Origin of the sequence: Ruoffia halotolerans (assembly GCF_014049385.1) — a bacterium.
Lineage (GTDB): Bacteria > Bacillota > Bacilli > Lactobacillales > Aerococcaceae > Ruoffia > Ruoffia halotolerans.
Map to the genome: position 1 here is coordinate 29281 of NZ_JACAOA010000005.1, position 19542 is coordinate 48822.

The window sequence follows — 19542 nt, forward strand, 5'->3', positions numbered from 1 at the left end:
CCTTACCTTAAGATATCATCAATGTCGTTAAACGCTTTATGTTTGGTCACGATTAGGACATGATCATCAGCTAAAATAACATCCTCACCCGTAGGATAAATCAGTTTAGAACCCCGTATTATGTAGGCAATTAATAAATTGTCTTTTGTATTTAAATCTCTTAGCTTGATATTCACAACACGACTACTTTCTTTAACAAGAAATTGCAAGGTCTCAACTTGATTATCAGCAATTCGAATCAAAGCCTCTACATTAGATGCTGTTGCATTTCTTAATGAGCGAACGTAACGTAAAATCTTATTAGTTATTAATCTCTTAGGTGTAACAATGGCTTGTAAGTCTGAATCACCTAATATTTTTAATAAGTCAGTTCGACTTACTTTTGTCATAACTTTTTTTATACCTAAAGATAGGGCGTACATTGAGTTGATAATGTTTTCCTCGTCGATACCCGTCAAACTTAAAACTGCGTCAAAGCTTTCAATACGTTCTTCTAATAACAATTCTTGCTCCATACCATCACCTTTAATTACTACTACTTGTGGGAAGCGGTGACTAAGATCTAAAGCTCTTTCTTCATTTAATTCGATGACTTTTATATCGATATCCATTTTACTTAACAGATGAAGCGTGTAATAGGTCACACGGCCACCGCCGATAATTAAAACCGACTTAGTTTTCTCTTCACGGTAACCAGCTTTGAAATAAAAGTTTGCTAAATCTTCTCGAGATCCCGTAACGTAAACACGATCTCCAACTCTCAAGACTGATTGCCCACTGGGAATAATAGTTTGTTTATCATGGGTTAGGGCGCAAATTAATACTTCACCATATTCATTTCTAAACTGATTTAAAGACTGATCGACCAATGGACTGCCGGCTTTAATTTCTAGTTCAACTAAATTGACTCGACCTTTACCGAATTGTTCAATACTGAGTGAATGCGGAAATTCGATACTTTTGGTAATATAACGAGCTGCCACCATTTCTGGATTGATAACCAAGTCGATACCTAGGCTATCACGTACGAATTCAATATGATTCGTATACTTAGGATTTCTTACCCGGGCAATAGTATATTTGGCACCCAGTTGCTTAGCTATAATAGAACTTATAATATTTGTTTCATCTTCAGGAGTCACAGCTATAAACATATCACACTGTTCAACGCCAGCTTCGACTAAGTTATCATAATCCGCTCCATCACCGACTAAGCCTGTAATATCATTCTTATTAATAATACGATTCAATCTTTCAGAATTAGCTTCGATGAGGACGACATTATTATTCTCCAATGCTAGTTCTTGGCAAAGAATTTCACCAACTTTACCTCCACCTATAATGACAATATCCATTTGACGATTCACCTTCGTTTTCATTATATTTTTAAAATTTAAAATAGTTGAATATTAGCACTTTGACCTGATCATTAATAAACATGCAATAAAAAGCGTATAATTGCAAGGTATATAAGGATAAATTCTAAAGTTAATAAGACTGTCATTTTAAACTATCTAAAGCAATATTACAATAGATTCACTAAGTAACGAGAAAATAAAAACATAAGATTCAAAACACATTTAAATATTCATATCTTCATACATCCATTCCTCAAATGCACAAATAGTTTCATCAGTTAAAATATATTTTTCAACTAATGTTTTGAATTTTTTTATTTTATTAATTTGATTTGGAGTTGGATATTGATTTGTTAATTCATAACAAATAATAGGTGGTGGTGTTTCTTTAAGTGAGTAGAATACAATTCTATCATCGGAAATAAATTGATTAATAACTGACATTGGCGCTATTGCCCATCGAGTTAAATTGTTTATATAGTTAATTAACATAGATCCTGTGTTAACTTTAACGTGTGCATTATTTGCGTTTGAGAGATGAAGATTGTGCCAAATTTCATATTGATCATTCCAATTCAGATAAACTTCTTCTTCGGCAGGTAACTCTAGAATAGAAATATTTTCAAAATATGGACTATCTCTATGACAAATTAAATACATTAACTCTCTGAAAATTGGCTTTGAAATAATGTGTGGATATTTATAAGTACTGTAAACATAACCAATATCAGCTGTTCGGTTTTCTATAAATCCATGAATTTCTTTTGAATGAAATGTATTTAAACTTAGATCGTAAGAGCTCTGGTTTAAAACCTCTTTATATAGAGGAAGAAAAGTATAATTATTAACAGCATCCACACTTGCTATATTAATCGTTTCCTTTATAGATGAGTTCTTTAAATTTTCAGATTCACTCCTCAATGCAATCATTTCTTCAGCAATAGGTAAGAATTGTTCGCCAGCAGTAGTTAGTATAATATGCTGAGTACCTTTTTCACGAATTATCAGCTCTGTATCCAATTGATTCTCTAATTTCATCAATCTATTACTAACACTTGATTGCGATATATATAGGTGTTCTGATGCCTTTGATATACTACCATGCCTATAAATTGTTAAGAATGTTTCTACATAATCAAGATTCATAATTATCTCCTACTGATATCTATTTTATAGATATTATATAGAAAACATATCTATTTGACAAATATAGTTCCCATTGATAATCTGAAGTTACCAAATAATTAATAGCGCTTACATTAATTGGAAAAATACAACATAAATAAGGTAAATGATAATAGTGGAAAAAATTATTAGGGGAGATCTAAATGGATATTAAAAAAAATCATAAAGTTAATCTTAAATTGGTTGAGGCATTTAAAAAACAGTCAACAGCAACTATTCACGAAGTTATGGGAAAAAAAGGCGATATGCTGTCTGTAATTAAACCTGTAAGGACTGGTATGAAGCTTTGCGGTCAAGCTTTAACCGTAAAAGGTGGGCCATCAGATAATTTAATGATAATTAAGGCAGTTAGTATGATTGAAGAGGGACATGTCCTAGTTGTCAATAATGGAGAAAGTGACAACACGGGACCTTTTGGTGAAGTTTTGGCAGTTAATTGTATGGCAAGGGGTGCAGCTGGTGTCGTTATAAATACACCAATTCGTGATTCAGAAGCAATTAGTGAACTAGGGTTACCAGTATTCAGTAACGGAACAAGTATTTCCGGCACAACAAAAGCTGTACTTGGAACAATAAATCACACAATAAGTTGCGGCAATGTTGTTGTTAATCCAGGTGATATTATATTAGGTGATGAAGATGGTGTTGTTGTTGTACCACTTGAAATTGCTGAAGAGGTCTTAGAAAAAGCAATTGAAAGGGATAGATATGAAAAAGAAGTTATGAATAGAATTAAGAATGGCGAATCGTTATTTGAAATTTATGGATATCAAAAAAATCTAGATAGGTTAAATGCATTAGAAGAAATATAAAATGATAATTAAGGAAGTGTTAATTATGGAAATAAGTTTAGATCTATTACAAACGGTTGGATTATCTATCGCTGTGTATATGATTGGTGACTATATAAAAAGTAAAATTGGTTTACTACAAAAATATTTTATTCCTGCTCCGGTTATAGGGGGGCTACTATTTAGTATAATATTATTTATTGGTTATCAAACTGAATCATTTTATGTAACAATGGACATCACTTTACAAGATTTTTTCATGAATGTTTTCTTTACGACTGTTGGTTTCACGATTAGTGCTGCAATAATTAAAAAAAGTGGAAAACTAGGTGCGATTTTAGCAGTTGTATCTGTATTTTTCTTAATTATACAAAACCTGATTGGTGTAGGAATTTCAGAGTTGTTTGGGATACATAAATTACTTGGTGTCGCAATGGGGTCAACATCTATGTCTGGTGGAGTTGGATCAGCAATGGCATTTGGACCTACATTTGAATCATTAGGTGCAGAAGGTGCTACTACAGTTGGGGCTGCAGCAGCAACTTTTGGTCTGTTTATGGGAAGTATTGTGGGAGGACCTGTGGCAAAACGATTAATAGATAAATATAATTTAAGTAGTTCCGTAAAAAATTCCAATGTTGGAGAATTACTGAAGGAAAAAGATACTGATTCCAATTTATTTAGAACTGTAATGTTAGTTATTTTAACAGCTGCTCTAGGATCTATAATTTCTTATGTTTTAAATCTTACAGGTTTAACATTCCCTTATTATGTTGGTTGTTTGTTTGCTGGAGCAATTGTTCGAAACTTAGCTGATGCAGGTATGATAAAAATAAATATTAATGAAATAGATAGCATTGGAAATATATCGTTAAATATATTTTTATCGATGGCTTTAATGAATTTAAGTATTTGGACTTTATTAGATTTAGCCGGTCCAATGATTGTTATTCTCATAACACAGACAGTTGTAATTATGTTTTATGCATATTTTGTAACATTTAGAACGATGGGGAAAAATTACGATGCGGCTGTAATGGCTGCTGGGCATTGTGGAGTAGCGTTAGGACAAACACCAAATGCGATTGCGAATATGTCTGCTATTATCGATGAACATGGCACAGCACCAACAGCTTGGTTCGTTCTTCCAATAATTACAGTAGTTTTTATAAACATTTTCAATCCAATCATTATAACGATATTCATTAATTTGTTCTCTTAATTTGATACATCACTTGGATATGATCAAACTAAAAGTGTGAAACGAACAGATAAAACGAAGTGAATTTAGTAATAACATATAAAAACTTCCAAACACTATAACTTTGGTGATTTGGAAGTTTTCTATTATTAAATGATGAATTGTAAAATTAAGTGCGACAAATAAAGAAACCCATAACAGGTTCGTGTAAAATGTTAGTAACGACAAAAACATAAACACGGAGGTCTGTTATGAGCTACACACATCTTACCATAGAGGAACGTTCAAAAATAGAAATACTCTATCAAGAAGGCTATAAAATTAATCGCATTGCTCAATTAATCGGGCGCCATCGGTCAACGATTTATCGAGAACTTAAACGATGCCCTTCAGATCAATACCAAGCTCAGAATACCCATGAAGGTGCCAATCAACGTGCACGTCTTAAGGGTAGAAATCCTAAGTACACGGTTGAGCTACTTAAAGACATTCAAGATAAATTAGAACGTACATGGTCACCTGAACAAATTGTTGGACGAGATTATCAGGGAAAACTTTCCTTTAAATCCATCTATAACTGGATTTACCAAGATATCTTAAAGGTGCCCCTAACTGTCTTAAGACACAAAGGAAAAAGTCGAGAGCCTCAAGAAACGCGAGGAAAGTTTAATATCGGCACTCCCATCTCAAAACGCCCCAAATCTGTGAAGAATCGAAAAGAGTTCGGGCATTGGGAACTCGACACAGTTGTTTCTTCTCGAGGCAAGAGTAAAGGTTGTTTTGCGAGCTTTGCAGAACGAAAAAGCCGTATGTATATTGCTTTACCCATGCCAAATCGCTCTAAAGTTGCTATGCAAACTGCGATTGAAGATTTGAGAGAAAACTTACCTAAGGAAGCTTTAAAGTCCTTTACCTCAGACCGAGGAAAAGAATTTGCTTGTTATCCTGAGGTCGAAGCAGCAGGGATTGATTTTTATTTTGCCGATGCTTATAGTGCCTGGCAAAGAGGAACCAATGAGAACTCTAACGGTTTACTGCGTGAGTTTTTTCCTAAGAAAACAGACCTCGCTAAAGTGATTTACCAAGAACTCAACCAAGCTTTGTGGTTAATGAATAATCGTCCTAGGAAATGCTTAGATTACCAAACACCCTTGGAAGTATTTTTACACGAACTCTTATTAATTGAGTAAATAAAAAATTGTCGCAATAATTATTGCAATTCAAAATAAGAAACTTGATTGTTCATTTAGTGAATTTCAAATTACTAAAGTAGGGATGACGAGAAAAATATGGATATAATGGAAAAATACATTTTATGTTTTAGTTTACATAATATATATTATCGAACTTATTTAATGAAGATACCAATATTACTAAATCTATTGGTTAATATCGTGGCATATGAATTGTATTATAACTTCAATTATTTTGTCATTAAAATAACCACTCCGTTACTTTTATATTTTATAAAGGAGGAATTTGATATGAAGAAATCATTTAAAATATTTAACTGTTTCATTAACCACTAGCGTGTTACTTGGTGCTGACATACGTATGGCTTTAGCTGAAAACACCTCTGTAGCCAGTTCAGAACAAGTTGAAAATTCTGAATCTGAAACTGACACTCCAATTGATGGTTTGCCATTAGTCAGTAAAGCTGATTTAAGTGAAGCCAATGGTCAAGATAATAATCCAGCTTATGTGGCAGTATTTGGATATGTATATGACGTTACAGATATTGTTGAATGGGAAAATGATGAACATATTGGTGCTCAAGCTGGTGCCGATGCTTCGAGTTTTTTTCATTGAATCATCTCATGCTATTGACACTATTGAGGGATTAGATAAAGTTTGAGTTTATCATGACTGGGAAGTTTCAGATGATCTATTAGCTTAATTTAATAATAAAATGAAGAATTACGAAATTTAGTTGCAGTTTTTGGAATCGCTTACAATGTTACTGGCGAAGAAGCTTGGTCAAATGGTGAACATAAGGTATCGGAGGTGGAACTGACGCAACTGATAACTTTGAAAACGATTCACCGCATGAAGATGACCTGTAAAATACTTTAAAGGTTGTTGGATCACATGTGGATTATGTCTTTTTTATGACGAATTAGCAAATTTTGATGGTAAAGATGGCAATCCAGCCTATATTGCTGAAATGGAACGGTATACAATGTTACAAACTTTGGTGCATGTGCAGATGGCGAGCATCAAGGTATGATAACTGTTGGTACAGATGCAACTGATCTTTTTGAATCGGAATCCCCTCTTGATTCAGAATTTTTAGAAGCCTTACCACTAGCTGGTCGTTTTGAATAACATTAAAATTAAGAAATCCCAGTCTAATTTTAATCGGACTGGGATTTCTTTTTATTTATAATTCTATGAATTCATTCTCTTCTTCATTAAATATTGAGATCACACCGTCACCAATACTATAATGCCAACCATTTAAAGTTAATTGATTTTTTTCAACCCGATCTCTGATATTTTCATAAGTCATTAGATTGCTTAATTGTTGAATTACATTTAACTTTTCAAGTCGATTAGCCTTAACTGTCTTTTTTTCATCTGGTAACTCTTTAGATACTTGTTGACTTAAGCCTTCTAATTGAGAAATCCAAATACTAGTATATGGTAACTCCTCAATATTTTCAGGAGGGTTAATACTTGCTGCACACCCACCACAATTTGAATGACCACATATAATAATATTTTTTACATTTAAAACTTCGACCGCATATTCTATAGCAGATGTAGTGGAAGCATATTTCACGCTCTGCCCCGCCGGTGGGACAATATTAGCAATATTTCTAATGTGAAAAATCTCACCTGGATATGCTTGCAACAACCGTTCTGGACTCACTCTGGAGTCTGAACAGCCTACAAATAATGTATGGGGTGTCTGTACTTCACTGAGTGATTCGTATAAATCCTTATTTTCTTTGTAATCTTGTTCTTTAAATTGTTTCAGTGCTTTATACAAGTTTTTCATTTAACAAAACATCCAATCTTATTAGAATAATATTAATTTTACTAATATTAAATTAGAGATGCAAATTTTTATTATTTATAGGACACTTAAGCTTTTATTTGCTGGTTATAAACTGCTTCTGAAATCCAAGCGAGTTTATCAGATAGCTTTGTAGTAAAAGGATTTAATACTAACTTTGCGTCTACTCTAACAACTGCTAAGGTTGCAATTAAGCACCGACAACTGTTCTTTTAGCATATGACACACAAGAAGCTAAAGACAAAATTGTCGAAGCATTAAATGGAAGTAACATCGATGTATTAGACGCGGGTAGCTTAAAACGTGCACGTGAATTAGAATCAGTTGGATTCTTACAAATAACATTAGCAGCGAGTGAAAAAATCATTTGGACTGCTGGATTTGCATTATATAAATAATATAGTGCACATTCTTATAAATTAATACTTTATAATTATTTCTAACAACAAAGTCAGGTCATATGCCCTGACTTTTTCTTGTAGCTAGTGATTTTGTTTTTTGAATCTATTTTACTTTTGCACTTTACGAGCATTTTTATGCCACCATAATCTCTAAACATTTCTTTTAATTTTGTTCGTTCGATTTCTTTTGAACTCAGTCCTGCGTATTTTGCTTCTCGTCTTAATTCAAAATAGCCATATCTTTCCACTGGCATATTTACATCGGCTATAGCATTAAGTATAACACATTTGGGTTCGTTTGTATGCGTACAATCATTAAATTTACATTGTTGAGCTAAAATATCTATATAACTGAAATTACGTGTAATACTGAAACTTTCAAATCCGATTTCTCGGATACCAGGTGTATCAATGACAATTCCACCCTTTTGACTTATAAATAATTCACGATATTACCTTGTATGTAGTCCTTTACCATCATTTATTAACTCATCTGTTTCCAAGATTGTTTTACCGAGAAAATAATTAATTATTGTTGGTTTTCCAACTCCAGATGAACCAATAAAGGCAGCAGTTGTACCAGCCAATAACTGGCTTTCTAAATAATCAAGACTTTGAGGATCATATGTAGAAGTAACAACGACTTCTACACCAATAGCTACTTCATCCAATTCTATTAGCTTTTCGGTTAAATTTTCACATAAATCTGCTTTTGTCAGAACTATTAGTGTCATTGTCCCGCTATCCCAAACCATACTTAATATCTTTCAATTCGACGTACATTAAAGTCATTGTTAAGTGACATACAAATATAAACAATATCGACTTTTGTTGCTACAAGGTGTTCATCATTCGATGTTCCTACTACCTTACATAGAATCACGGTCTTGCATCTAAGTACATGATGGATAATTGCATGTCCTTCATCGTCGCTCAGCTTATCAACTATAAAAAAATCGCTAAAAGCTGGATAATCCGATATTTTTTCAATGTTATATCGAAACTTTCCACATACTTTTGCCGTAATTTCATTATCATCTGTCATGGTTTTATATATATTTTTTGTTTGTGAAGAAATTCGGCCTACAAACAATTCAGATATTGATTTGCTTCCGAATTTTTTCTTTGCTAATTGCTAATTTTTAATTAATTCAATGTTTTCCTCCATTAAAGTGCTTAAGTGACTACCAACACTTGTGGGAGGATCCATACACGATTTAGTCTGTATACTCCACCCGAAATATTACATTTACCATTTTAATCATAAAAATACTCAATCTTTTCGGTACAAACTGTATTCTTTTAAATATAACTGAATGATGATAAATTGCTATTATTTCACGCATTTTTTATAAGGTGTATTTTACGTAAAATATAAAAAGTATGTTATAATCAAAGTATCGATTGAATATGAAAGGACATGATTATGGGATTATTAGTAGATGGACAATGGCAAGATAAATGGTATGACACTGAAAAAAACGGTGGTCGTTTTGTTCGTAAAGATTCGCAATTTCGCAATTGGATAACAGCAGATGGAAGTGCTGGACCTACAGGTGATGGTGGTTTTAAAGCAGAAAAAGGACGTTATCATTTATATGTATCACTAGCCTGCCCTTGGGCTCATCGTACGTTGATTGTGCGTGCGTTAAAAGGTTTAGAGGATTTTATATCTCTATCTGTTGTTAACCCACAAATGTTAGAGAACGGATGGACATTTGAAGACGGTCCTGGAGTCATTAAGGATTCAGTTAATAATGCTGATTATTTATTTGAAGTTTACAAAGCTGCAGATGATAATTATAGCGGTCGCGTGACGGTACCTGTATTGTGGGACAAACAAACCGGCAAGATTGTTAATAATGAGTCTTCAGAAATATTACGTATGCTTAACTCAGCTTTTGATGACATTGGTGCTAAACCTGGTGACTACTCACCTGAAGCGTTAATGGACGAAATCGATGCCATGAATGATAGAGTTTACAATAACGTAAATAATGGTGTGTATAAGTCTGGATTTGCAACTAAACAAGAAGTTTATGAAGAAGAAGTTACGAATGTGTTCAAAGTACTAGATGAACTAGAAGAACATCTAGAAAACCGGAAATATCTAGTCGGTGATCAGTTAACAGAAGCTGATATTCGTTTATTTACTACCCTAGTTCGATTTGATGCGGTTTATTATAGTCACTTCAAATGTAACTTTAAACGTATTGTAGATTATCCAAATCTTTGGCGTTTAACACGTGAAATCTACAATATTGAAGGTGTAGCCGAAACTGTAAATATGCAACATATCAAAGATCATTACTATATTAGTCATAAGACAATTAATCCAACAGGCATTGTTCCTAAAGGACCAGAACTAGCTTTTAGCCTATAAAATACTCAAAGCCAGCCTTTTAAGGGCTGGCTTTGTTTGATTATTAAATTTTTTAAATGAAGTCAAATTCAGTTCCGATATTTTGTTCAACAGCGCGACGGCGTACAACCTCCGCTACTGCAACATCTAAAGCACCAGTACCGATAGGGATACAAATAATTCTTTCATTAGAATAATCTTCTAGTGTCACTTTATTAGCAGCTAACTCGCCTAAGGTACAATAAATATCATCTTCAGTGACTTTACCTGCCTTTGTTAGTGGTTTTAACACACCACGGTGTAAAGCTTGATCAACATGGTCAACGATAATTTTGTCCGCCGAAAGGATAACATCTTCACTTACCTCTTCAAAAGATCCCATTGGGAAGACGATTGTTCCAGATTTAACCATTTCTTTTGTTATAAATGGTTCTTGTGCCGGTGTAAAAGTAAATAAAGCTTCATTATCTGTTGCTTCTTCAGGATGAGCTGGGTCTGCAATAATAATCTCGCCTTTAACAAATGGTTCCATATCTGCTTTAAATTGTTCCGCAGTAGAACGTCGATGATTCCAAACAACTAATCGATCAATATCAAACAAATCGGCAATACATATGGTAGCTGTTCTAGCTTGTATACCTGCACCAAACATTCCAACTGTAATAGAATCCTTTTTACCAAGATATTTCAATGCTACTGCTGCCTGTGAACCAGTACGCATATTTGAAATATAAGACCCTTCCATTACAGAAGTAAATGTACCCAGTTCAGGATCAATTAATGTAATAAGTGCTGTAATATATGGTAAGTTCATTTCTTTTCGTTTACCAGCAAAGCCACCGACCCATTTTTGTCCACCAACTTTTAACCAGTCCACATAAGCTGGCATGGCATTCATAAAGCCTTCATTTTGGGGCCAGTTTCCTGTTTCACCTAAATCTAAGGTAACTTTAGTCGGGTTGACAATCTCACCCAAGCCAAACCCTTCAAACGTCTTATCAACGACTTCATTAATCTCTGAAACGGAAATTAAACTCTTCACTTGCTCTTCATTTAATAATCTTGTCATATGAGCCTCCTATACATTAATGTCATTTTTACTAATTGAGTGGTTGAAAAAAGAACACTTCTTATTTTCATTTTACACTAAAAATGAAATTTTTGCTGAGAATTTATTAAAAAGTAACTCATCTGATGATATTTCTACACATCCTGATAGTCATCTGATAACAAATATGAACTAGTTGATAACGTTTATAATGAAACAAGAAGTACAAGCTACAAATTCAGCTAAGAAACTTGATAGAGTTAAAGAAGACGCAGCTCCAAATATTCTTAAAGAAACACCAGAATCTACAGAACCAGTTGCTCGCTTCAAAGACAAAGACGAATATCAAATTTTAAACCAAAAGACTCTGCTTAGTTAAGAACTTAGCAGAGTCTTACTTCTTTTAAATAATATTACGGTTTTAAGATTGATTTACCGTTTCCAGATCGTGTTAATAAATCCTCATGTACCTTTTGAACTTCCCTTAAAGGGACACACTCTCCAATAACAGGATTAATTACACCATGTTCTAACATGGCGATAATTCCAGCAGACACTTCTGTGTAATCCTCTTCAGTTAAGTTTGGTAGCGAAGCACCTAGAACATTAATATTTCGGCTTAAAATAAGTCTAGGAGAGATTTCAATGGTGTCCCTAGCTCCTACAACTATAATTCTTCCTTTTGTTTTGATGGCTTGTAAATCTAGTTCTAAGTTTTTATTAGCTAAGAATTCAATAATAACATCTGGGCCCACTCCATTTGTATACTCATTTAACTGATCTAAATTGTTGTCATTCAAATGATTCATCGCGTAGTCTGCCCCATTATCTAAGATGGCTTGTAAACCTTCTTCGGTGCTTGAAGTTCCGATGACGGTTGCTCCAATGGATTTAGCCATCTGAACAGCAAGCGTTCCTACACCACCAGTTGCCCCATGGATAAAGACTGTTTCACCAGGTTTTAGATTCGCTCTTTGGAATAATATATGATAGGCAGTAAACCCAGGTATGCCTAGGGCAGCACCTTGTTCAAAACTGGCATTATCAGGTAAAGGCAACACGATATCTGAATCCACAACTACCTTTTCAGCATAAGTTCCAGATTGGTTGATTTTACGGAATGTTCCAACAAACACTCTATCTCCAACTTGAAAATTAGATACATCATCGCCTATCTCTTCGATAACTCCTGCCCCATCAAAACCAGGTGTAAATGGCAATTCTGGAATATATAAATTGTAATTTCCAGTTAAGACATAAGATTCGTTAGGATTGACACCAACGGCTTCCATTTTTATTTTTACTTGATTACGATCAATTTCTGGTTCAGTTACTTCTTTATATAGTAAATTATGATAGTCTCCGAATTCTTCAACCACTACAGCACTCATTTGTTTATTCTTGTTCATTTATACCCCTCTTTATCTTTAAAACTTAATAAAAAATACTTCTAGAAAGAAGTATTTTAGTAATTTATGCTAATTTACGTAAATCTTTTAACTCATTTATCTTAACGGATGGTTCACCGTTCTCACTATATAAAAACTCACGAGGTGTAATACTGTTAGACATTGCAACGATTAATCGATCACGATATGGCTCTGGTAGTTCATCAAAAAGTAATTGTTTGTCTGTAAGGTTTAATTGCTTTCTAAGGGACTCAATCTCACCTTTAGATTTTAATTTATAAGAGCGAGTGGGAAGTTTATCAGTGATAGTTCTTTTTTCAACTCTGTAGAAATAATTATCATCTCCATAGTTTATTTCCAATGCACCAGTATTCGTTCTTGTTTTAGTTACATTTGAATATTTGTCTTTTTGGATTTCCCACCAGGTCTCTATGCCTTTGACTGCTTCTTCTTCGGTTTGGTAACTACCATGTTCTTTGCGGATATTTTGTCTACGATTAACCCAATAATTAGTATATACTGTCTGATTCATAGTGTACCTCCTAGATTGTCTTGATAGCGTTATCATATGATACATATGAAATAAGGTCAAATAATTAGCATTAAATATTATCTAATTTCCAGTCAATTGGCGTTTGTCCATCTGCTTCTAACAGAGCATTTACTTTAGAGAATGGTTTAGATCCAAAGAAAGAATGTCTAGCCGAAAATGGACTCGGGTGTGACGACTCTATAACGAAATGCTTGTTAGTATTGATTAAATCTTTCTTTTGTTGCGCATGTCTTCCCCAAAGCAGGAAAACAACCGCATGGTCTAAATCATTTAATGCTTCAATAGCATGATTAGTTACTTCTTCCCAGCCTTTGTTTTTATGGGAATTGGGTGTGTGAGCTCTAACAGTCAAAACTGTATTTAACATTAAGACACCTTGTTTTGCCCATTTTTTTAAATAACCATGATTTACTGGCGGATAATTTAAATCGTTTTCCAATTCTTTAAAGATATTTCTTAATGAAGGCGGGATTTTAACCGATTCTTTAACTGAGAAACTTAACCCATGTGCTTGATTTGGGCCATGATAAGGGTCCTGGCCTATGATTACGACCTTGACATCTGTGTATGGAGTCCACTCAAAGGCAGTCCAAATGTCTTCTTTTGGCGGATAAACGATATGCTCTTCATACTCATCGATTAAAAATCGTTTTAAAGATTGATAAGATTCTGTATTAGCAGCTTCTTCCATAATAGGTTGCCAATCATTTTGTATTTTTATCATTTTCTCCTCCTTAATATTATTCTATACCTTACATTATTTTACTCAATTTGTTAAACTTAAAGCATTATATAAATATAGAGGTGTACCATTGTCAAAAATAACATTTAGAAATGCAACATTAGAGGATGCAAGTCAAATTTTACAAATCTACCAACCATATATCGAGAATACTACTGTAACAATGGCCATCCAAGTGCCTACCATTGAAAATTATAAAAAAGTTATGCAAAAAATTATTGAGCGATTGGCTTTTGTTGTAGCTGAAGTAGATCAAGAAATAATTGGTTATGCTTTTGCTAATCACTTTCAAGAAAAGCGTCAAGCGTATAAATACACTTGTATAATAAATTTATACATCAATCCCTCTTACTATGGCACTGGATTAGGCCAGCAATTATATGAGAACTTAGAACAGAAATTAAAACAAATTGGAATTGTTCAACTTTATTCGAATTTAACTGCAAGTAATATTGCTGGTTACCGTTTCTTACAAAAAAATGATTATACCGTTGTCGGCCAAATGCCTAAATTCGGCTATAAATTTGATGAATGGCATGACATCTTATGGATGGCAAAAACAGTTCAGTCCAATACTTAAGAATGCCTTCTATAAACTAAATATATGTAAAAAGTCTCGGGAATCATAGGTTCCGGGGATTTTTATTTTGTCTATAAGTTCAAATGGTGTTTCTTCTTTCAAAAATTTAATTACAGCCCGTTCTGGATAATACAAGATGAGTTTCACTGGACGTCGAACCAATTTAACCGAGTAAAAGATATTATTAATAACATTTTTAAAAATTTTGAATGCAAATGGATTGAAAAAATAGAATATAGAGTCGTTTGATTCAATTAGATACTCGTCTGCGTAAGTATGTTTGATATATATGTCATTATTTGGTATTTTAAAGCGCTTTTGAAACTGTTTTTTGTTGTTCTCTAGTTCTTCAAACGTCATTGGATGAAGTTCTATGCCTTTAACCGTAATCCCAAATCGATAGTGCACATAGAACATAGCTCTTCCAGTTCCACAGCCCATATCCACAAACACGTCATCTTTTGATACAGTTAGATTATCAAATAAGAGACTTAATACTTCATAATCCGTTGATTCTAAACGATGGTAATCATAGATTGCTGCTTGCCAGTCACGTTCATTAGTCGTTTCTATGTTTAATAAGTTGTCCCATTCTTGGTTATTCATTTAATCACCTGAATTAAAAAACGGGCAGGAAGCCCGTTTAAATTTTTTATTTAAAGAGTGTTAATTAGCGAGCTAAACCGAAGTATGCATTGATTCCATTAACAAGCCCATTAATTAATTTCTTTTGATAGGAAGAGTTAATTAATTTTCTAAATTCTGCATCATGATCTTGGAAACCTAACTCTACTAATGTAGCCGGAACGTCTGTCTTACGTGTAACGTGTAAGTTTTGCGCACGAGTTCCCATATCATTCGCTCCAGTAATAGCAACTAAGCTATTTTGAATTGCGTTTGCTAAACGTTTACCTTCTGGAATAATGTTTGTTCCGATATGGTGATCGACTGTCTCATAACCTTTTTCATCGATAGATTGATCGTGATATAAGGTTACGATACCGTGAGCCGTATTAGGTATCGGCATTGCATTATGATGCACACTAATGTAAGCATCTGGCATAATGCTATTTGGTTCTAAATGACGTTTATGTAAAGGGATTGTTTCATCGTAAGTTCTTGATTCATAAACAATATATCCTTGATTACGTAAAATTGTTGATAATTGAGAAGTGATGTTTAAGTTTAAATCTTTCTCTTTTCGATTATTTGCCGCTGAACCTGTTTCAGTTCCACCGTGACCTGCATCTAGGTATACAACATTCTTACCTTGTGGCACTTCTACAGAAGCAGATTTAGGAACATATCCTACGATACTTCCATTTGAATTTAATAATTCAATATATTTCGTTCCGCCTTTAACAAATTCACGTTTAACTGTAAATCGTTGACCAAAATAATCAACAACATTGTGAGTACGACCTGTATAAGATAAAGTGTTTCTTAATGCTTGTGTTGTACCATTTAACTTCACATCATAGTTTACTGATACTGGAGTAACTCCAGATAAATCTGGAATGGATTGGTTGCTAGATCCCGAGTTGTTATTATTGTTTCCACCATTATTTGAACCTGACGGTTTAGAAACAATTAATACGTCTCCTGAGTATAAGTAATTGCTTGTTAAGTTGTTCCAATCTTTTAGATTTTGAACAGTGATACCATGTGCTGATGCGATTTTGTATAAGTAATCGCCTGATTTAACCGTATAAGTTTTAGCTGGTGTTGATGGTTTGTTGTTATTGTCATTATTACCATTGTTTCCTGAATTATTTCCAGAATTAGATGGTTTAGAAACAACTAAACGATCGCCTGGGTGAATTAAGTTAGATGAAAGGTTATTCCACTCTCTTAATTGAGCTTCATTAATGCCGTATTGACTAGCAATTTTACTTACCCACTCTCCAGATTTAACCACATGAACTTTAGAAGGTTTATTTGTATTGTTATTTTCTTCTTTTTCTTTTTCTTTATCATCTGTTTTTGGAGCTGGAGTTGTTGAATTTGGTTTAGAAACAACTAACACATCACCTGAATAAATATAATTACTTGTTAACTTATTCCAGTCTTTTAAGTTTTGAACTGAAATTCCATAACGACTAGCGATTGAATATAAGTAGTCGCCTGATTTAACCGTATGTGTTTTAGCAGGTGTCGTCTCTGGTTTATTGCTTTCGTTGTCACTTTCATTACCAGTGTTTGAATTTCCAGAATTATTTGGATTTGAAACAACTAAACGATCGCCTGGGTGGATTAAGTTAGATGATAAGTTATTCCATGATTTTAATTGTTGGTCAGTAATTCCATACTGAGCTGCAATCTTACTTACCCATTCTCCTGCTTTTACAACGTGAACTTTTTTAGTTCCAGAATTTTCATTGCTGTTATTATCGTCTGGTTTAGGTGCAGGTGTCGATGTGCTTGAACCTGGTTTTGCAACATTTAAAACATCACCAGAGTAAATATAGTTATTAGATAACTTATTCCAGTCTTTTAAGTTCTGAACAGTTACACCGAAACGACTAGCGATTGAGTATAAGTAATCGCCAGATTTAACCGTATATGTTTTTGCTGATTCTGTGTTTCCTGAATTATTAGTGTTTTCAGAAGCATTGTTTGAATTCCCAGAGTTACTGTTTTCGCTATTATTAGCAGACGCAGAAACGACTAAACGATCTCCTGGATGGATTAAGTTTGATGATAATTTATTCCAAGACTTAATTTGAGCTGCTGACACACCATATTTTTGAGCAATTAAATTAACTGACTCTCCCGCTTTAACTAAGTGAAAATTTGTCGTTGAAGTGTTTCCAGTTGAATTGTTATTATTATTTTCAGTTGGTGTCGGTTTTGCTGCAGGTGTTCCTGCTTCAGAAACATTCAGGATGTCACCAGAATAAATATAATTGCTAGTTAAGCCGTTCCAATCTTTAATGTTTTGTACTGTTACACCATGTTTAACAGCGATTGCGTATAATGAATCACCAGATTTTACAGTATAAGTTGATCCTGATGCTGTTGCTGTATTAGTGTTATTAGACACAACTGGTAGTGTATTTGTTTCAACTTCAGTGTTATCCGGATTTTGTGTCTCGTTTGAAGGAGTAGAAATTTCTTCATTTTGTGCGCTTTGACTCACTAATAAACTTTGACCTGGAAGTATAATATCGTTATTTAAACCATTAATTTCTTTAAGTTGCCCCAATGAAAGGCCATGTCGGCTGGCAATTGAATATAAAGTATCGCCAGATTGTACAACATAAGTCGATGAAATTTCTTGGGCTACTACGATTGATTCTGATCCACCAATGGCAACAAGCGCTGCTAATGAGAGCGAAACGGTAATCCATTCCCCTTTACGTTTGCGCATTAATTTTCTAACCAAAATGAACACTCCTCTGATTTAATAATATATATTTCAATTGTAACATGTTTTCATTACCAAAACGTCTGAATTTATTACAATTATTAATAGATTAATTATCTGCTTTAGCAAAGCGATTCTCAAGTAAATTCATAAGCTGTGAAATTGTGAATGTCATAATGAAATACAATAAGGCCGCGAATAATAACGGAGCAAAAGTTGTATAAGTTGCCCCTCTTACAGTATCCGAAGCAAACATTAAGTCTTTGATTCCTAAAACCGACACTATTGATGTTTCTTTAATTAATACAGCAAACTCATTACCTATCGCGGGTAAGATGTTTTTAATCGCTTGTGGTAAAAGTACTTTTCTAAAAGCTACCCATTTTGGCAGACCAAGAGCTCTGGCTGCTTCTGTTTGACCGGTATCGATTGATTGAATACCACTACGCATGATTTCTCCAATATAAGCAGTAGAGTTAATGGTTACAGCTAATACTGCAGAAACGAAATCGTCCAAATAAATATTGAACATTGGAAGTCCGAAATAAACTAAATAAACTTGAACAAGTAACGGTGTCCCACGAATAATCTCTACATAAACACGCGCAATCATGCTAAGTATTTTGTTTGATGAAATACGCATTAATGCTAAGGCCGCTCCGAAAGGTAATGATAGAACGACTGTAACGAAAGCTAATTGTATTGTGTACCATGCTCCATTTAAAAATAACGGGTAATATTCTTGAATAATATCCATAAGTATCTCTCCTCTTAATTTTATAATAATAATCAAACTAATAATAAAACTGTCTGTTTGTATACAAATATACAAAAAAAGTCTCTATTTCTAATGCATAACATTAGAAATAGAGACGAAATATCCGTGGTACCACTCTGTTTAATTGACATGATCAATTCACTTACTTATAACGCGTATGCGATATTAGCTACTATAAGTTCACTAATATGTCTATTAAGTGCGGTTCAGTAAAGTGAATCTTTGTAGCCTTTCACCGTTTGCTACATCGCTTTTAGTTCACATAAACTTACTCTCTTAAATCTTCGACGACTATTTAATTAAGAATAATATTAAAAGAATGAGAATTGTTTGTCAACTTAAATTCTAATTAATACTAAGAGTATTATTAGATTAATCCGCTTTTATTGGGCATGAACGAACGATGTGATTTCTTCTTCGGTCATAGAACTATCACAACGAACTTTTACATCGTTTCCATCAGAATATAAGATACCTGGAACTGTCGGTACACCGTATTTTTCACGGAAGTCTTTTAATTCATCGGTATAATCAGGATGTTCTGAATTTAAAAAGTTTACCTTAATTTTTTGCTCGGTACTTACTTTATGAAGTTTAGGAGCAAATTTGCGACAATATGGACAGGTAGGACGTCCAATAAATACCACAGTACCTTCTTCATTAGATAGTAACTCATCTGCATCAGTCGGAGAAAGCTCCGTAAAGTCTTTTACAATTTCTAAAAATACATTTTCTTCTGCTGTCATCT

19 protein-coding genes, 1 pseudogene and 1 other annotated feature are annotated in these 19542 nt (G+C 33.7%); of the genes and pseudogenes, 8 read left to right on the forward strand and 12 right to left on the reverse strand.

What is annotated here, in order from left to right:
* Positions 1 to 2: 2 nt before the first annotated feature.
* On the reverse strand, positions 3 to 1355 hold the full coding sequence (gene trkA, locus HW423_RS02800) for a Trk system potassium transporter TrkA (RefSeq protein ID WP_218930429.1): 1353 nt from the start codon (positions 1353 to 1355) through the stop codon (positions 3 to 5).
* A 225-nt stretch (positions 1356 to 1580) separates the two neighbouring features.
* Entirely contained in the window at positions 1581 to 2504 is a 924-nt protein-coding gene (locus tag HW423_RS02805) for a LysR family transcriptional regulator (RefSeq protein WP_218930430.1), read from the reverse strand.
* Between the two features lie 182 nt (positions 2505 to 2686).
* Here HW423_RS02805 and HW423_RS02810 point away from each other — a divergent pair, with 182 nt between their 5' ends.
* The 4 genes from HW423_RS02810 to HW423_RS02825 all read left to right on the forward strand — a co-directional run bounded on the left by HW423_RS02810 (position 2687) and on the right by HW423_RS02825 (position 6344).
* Positions 2687 to 3355 (forward strand): 4-carboxy-4-hydroxy-2-oxoadipate aldolase/oxaloacetate decarboxylase, encoded by a 669-nt coding sequence (locus HW423_RS02810; RefSeq protein ID WP_218930431.1) that lies wholly within the window; start codon positions 2687 to 2689, stop codon positions 3353 to 3355.
* 25 nt (positions 3356 to 3380) lie between these two features.
* Positions 3381 to 4556, forward strand: a complete 1176-nt coding sequence (gene gltS, locus HW423_RS02815) for a sodium/glutamate symporter (RefSeq protein WP_218930432.1) — start codon at positions 3381 to 3383, stop codon at positions 4554 to 4556.
* A gap of 230 nt (positions 4557 to 4786) precedes the next feature.
* Positions 4787 to 5725: an IS30 family transposase gene (locus HW423_RS02820; RefSeq protein ID WP_218930433.1), complete on the forward strand. Its 939-nt coding sequence runs from the start codon at positions 4787 to 4789 to the stop codon at positions 5723 to 5725.
* 364 nt (positions 5726 to 6089) lie between these two features.
* On the forward strand, positions 6090 to 6344 hold the full coding sequence (locus HW423_RS02825) for a cytochrome b5 domain-containing protein (RefSeq protein WP_218930434.1): 255 nt from the start codon (positions 6090 to 6092) through the stop codon (positions 6342 to 6344).
* Between the two features lie 571 nt (positions 6345 to 6915).
* On the opposite strand, the gene HW423_RS02830 is transcribed toward HW423_RS02825, so the two are convergent.
* Entirely contained in the window at positions 6916 to 7536 is a 621-nt protein-coding gene (locus HW423_RS02830; protein WP_218930435.1) for a carbonic anhydrase, read from the reverse strand.
* 114 nt (positions 7537 to 7650) lie between these two features.
* Here HW423_RS02830 and HW423_RS11090 point away from each other — a divergent pair.
* Positions 7651 to 7952 (forward strand): annotated as a pseudogene (locus HW423_RS11090) (diguanylate cyclase); the annotation flags it as partial.
* A 455-nt stretch (positions 7953 to 8407) separates the two neighbouring features.
* On the opposite strand, the gene rsgA reads toward HW423_RS11090, so the two are convergent.
* Positions 8408 to 8710: a GTPase RsgA gene (gene rsgA, locus HW423_RS02835; RefSeq protein WP_268951458.1), complete on the reverse strand. Its 303-nt coding sequence runs from the start codon at positions 8708 to 8710 to the stop codon at positions 8408 to 8410.
* Positions 8711 to 9381: 671 nt separating this feature from the next.
* Here rsgA and HW423_RS02840 point away from each other — a divergent pair.
* Entirely contained in the window at positions 9382 to 10338 is a 957-nt protein-coding gene (locus tag HW423_RS02840) for a glutathione S-transferase family protein (protein ID WP_218930437.1), read from the forward strand.
* A 52-nt stretch (positions 10339 to 10390) separates the two neighbouring features.
* Here the strand turns inward: HW423_RS02840 and HW423_RS02845 are convergent, their stop codons facing one another.
* Positions 10391 to 11386 carry an ornithine cyclodeaminase family protein gene (locus HW423_RS02845; protein WP_218930438.1) on the reverse strand — a complete coding sequence of 332 codons (996 nt, stop codon included), beginning with the start codon at positions 11384 to 11386 and terminating at the stop codon, positions 10391 to 10393.
* Between the two features lie 190 nt (positions 11387 to 11576).
* Between HW423_RS02845 and HW423_RS02850 the strand changes: the two genes are divergently transcribed.
* On the forward strand, positions 11577 to 11744 hold the full coding sequence (locus HW423_RS02850; RefSeq protein WP_218930439.1) for a hypothetical protein: 168 nt from the start codon (positions 11577 to 11579) through the stop codon (positions 11742 to 11744).
* 34 nt (positions 11745 to 11778) lie between these two features.
* On the opposite strand, the gene HW423_RS02855 is transcribed toward HW423_RS02850, so the two are convergent.
* The 3 genes from HW423_RS02855 to HW423_RS02865 form a co-directional block, all read right to left on the reverse strand.
* Positions 11779 to 12774 carry an NADPH:quinone reductase gene (locus HW423_RS02855; protein ID WP_218930440.1) on the reverse strand — a complete coding sequence of 332 codons (996 nt, stop codon included), beginning with the start codon at positions 12772 to 12774 and terminating at the stop codon, positions 11779 to 11781.
* 64 nt (positions 12775 to 12838) lie between these two features.
* Positions 12839 to 13306 carry a hypothetical protein gene (locus tag HW423_RS02860; RefSeq protein ID WP_218930441.1) on the reverse strand — a complete coding sequence of 156 codons (468 nt, stop codon included), beginning with the start codon at positions 13304 to 13306 and terminating at the stop codon, positions 12839 to 12841.
* A 70-nt stretch (positions 13307 to 13376) separates the two neighbouring features.
* A complete protein-coding gene (locus tag HW423_RS02865) occupies positions 13377 to 14051 on the reverse strand; it encodes a uracil-DNA glycosylase (RefSeq protein ID WP_218930442.1) in 675 nt (224 codons plus the stop codon).
* An 88-nt stretch (positions 14052 to 14139) separates the two neighbouring features.
* Here HW423_RS02865 and HW423_RS02870 point away from each other — a divergent pair, with 88 nt between their 5' ends.
* On the forward strand, positions 14140 to 14649 hold the full coding sequence (locus HW423_RS02870) for a GNAT family N-acetyltransferase (RefSeq protein WP_218930443.1): 510 nt from the start codon (positions 14140 to 14142) through the stop codon (positions 14647 to 14649).
* 9 nt (positions 14650 to 14658) lie between these two features.
* On the opposite strand, the gene HW423_RS02875 is transcribed toward HW423_RS02870, so the two are convergent.
* The 4 genes from HW423_RS02875 to HW423_RS02890 all read right to left on the reverse strand — a co-directional run bounded on the left by HW423_RS02875 (position 14659) and on the right by HW423_RS02890 (position 19540).
* Complete coding sequence (locus HW423_RS02875; RefSeq protein WP_218930444.1) at positions 14659 to 15255, reverse strand: hypothetical protein; 597 nt, start codon at positions 15253 to 15255, stop codon at positions 14659 to 14661.
* Positions 15256 to 15319: 64 nt separating this feature from the next.
* A complete protein-coding gene (locus HW423_RS02880) occupies positions 15320 to 18034 on the reverse strand; it encodes a LysM peptidoglycan-binding domain-containing protein (RefSeq protein ID WP_218930445.1) in 2715 nt (904 codons plus the stop codon).
* 91 nt (positions 18035 to 18125) lie between these two features.
* Complete coding sequence (locus tag HW423_RS02885; protein ID WP_218930446.1) at positions 18126 to 18773, reverse strand: amino acid ABC transporter permease; 648 nt, start codon at positions 18771 to 18773, stop codon at positions 18126 to 18128.
* Positions 18774 to 18881: 108 nt separating this feature from the next.
* Positions 18882 to 19088: a binding site (T-box leader), on the reverse strand.
* 89 nt (positions 19089 to 19177) lie between these two features.
* Complete coding sequence (locus HW423_RS02890; protein ID WP_218930447.1) at positions 19178 to 19540, reverse strand: thioredoxin fold domain-containing protein; 363 nt, start codon at positions 19538 to 19540, stop codon at positions 19178 to 19180.
* Between the last annotated feature and the right edge of the window lie 2 nt (positions 19541 to 19542).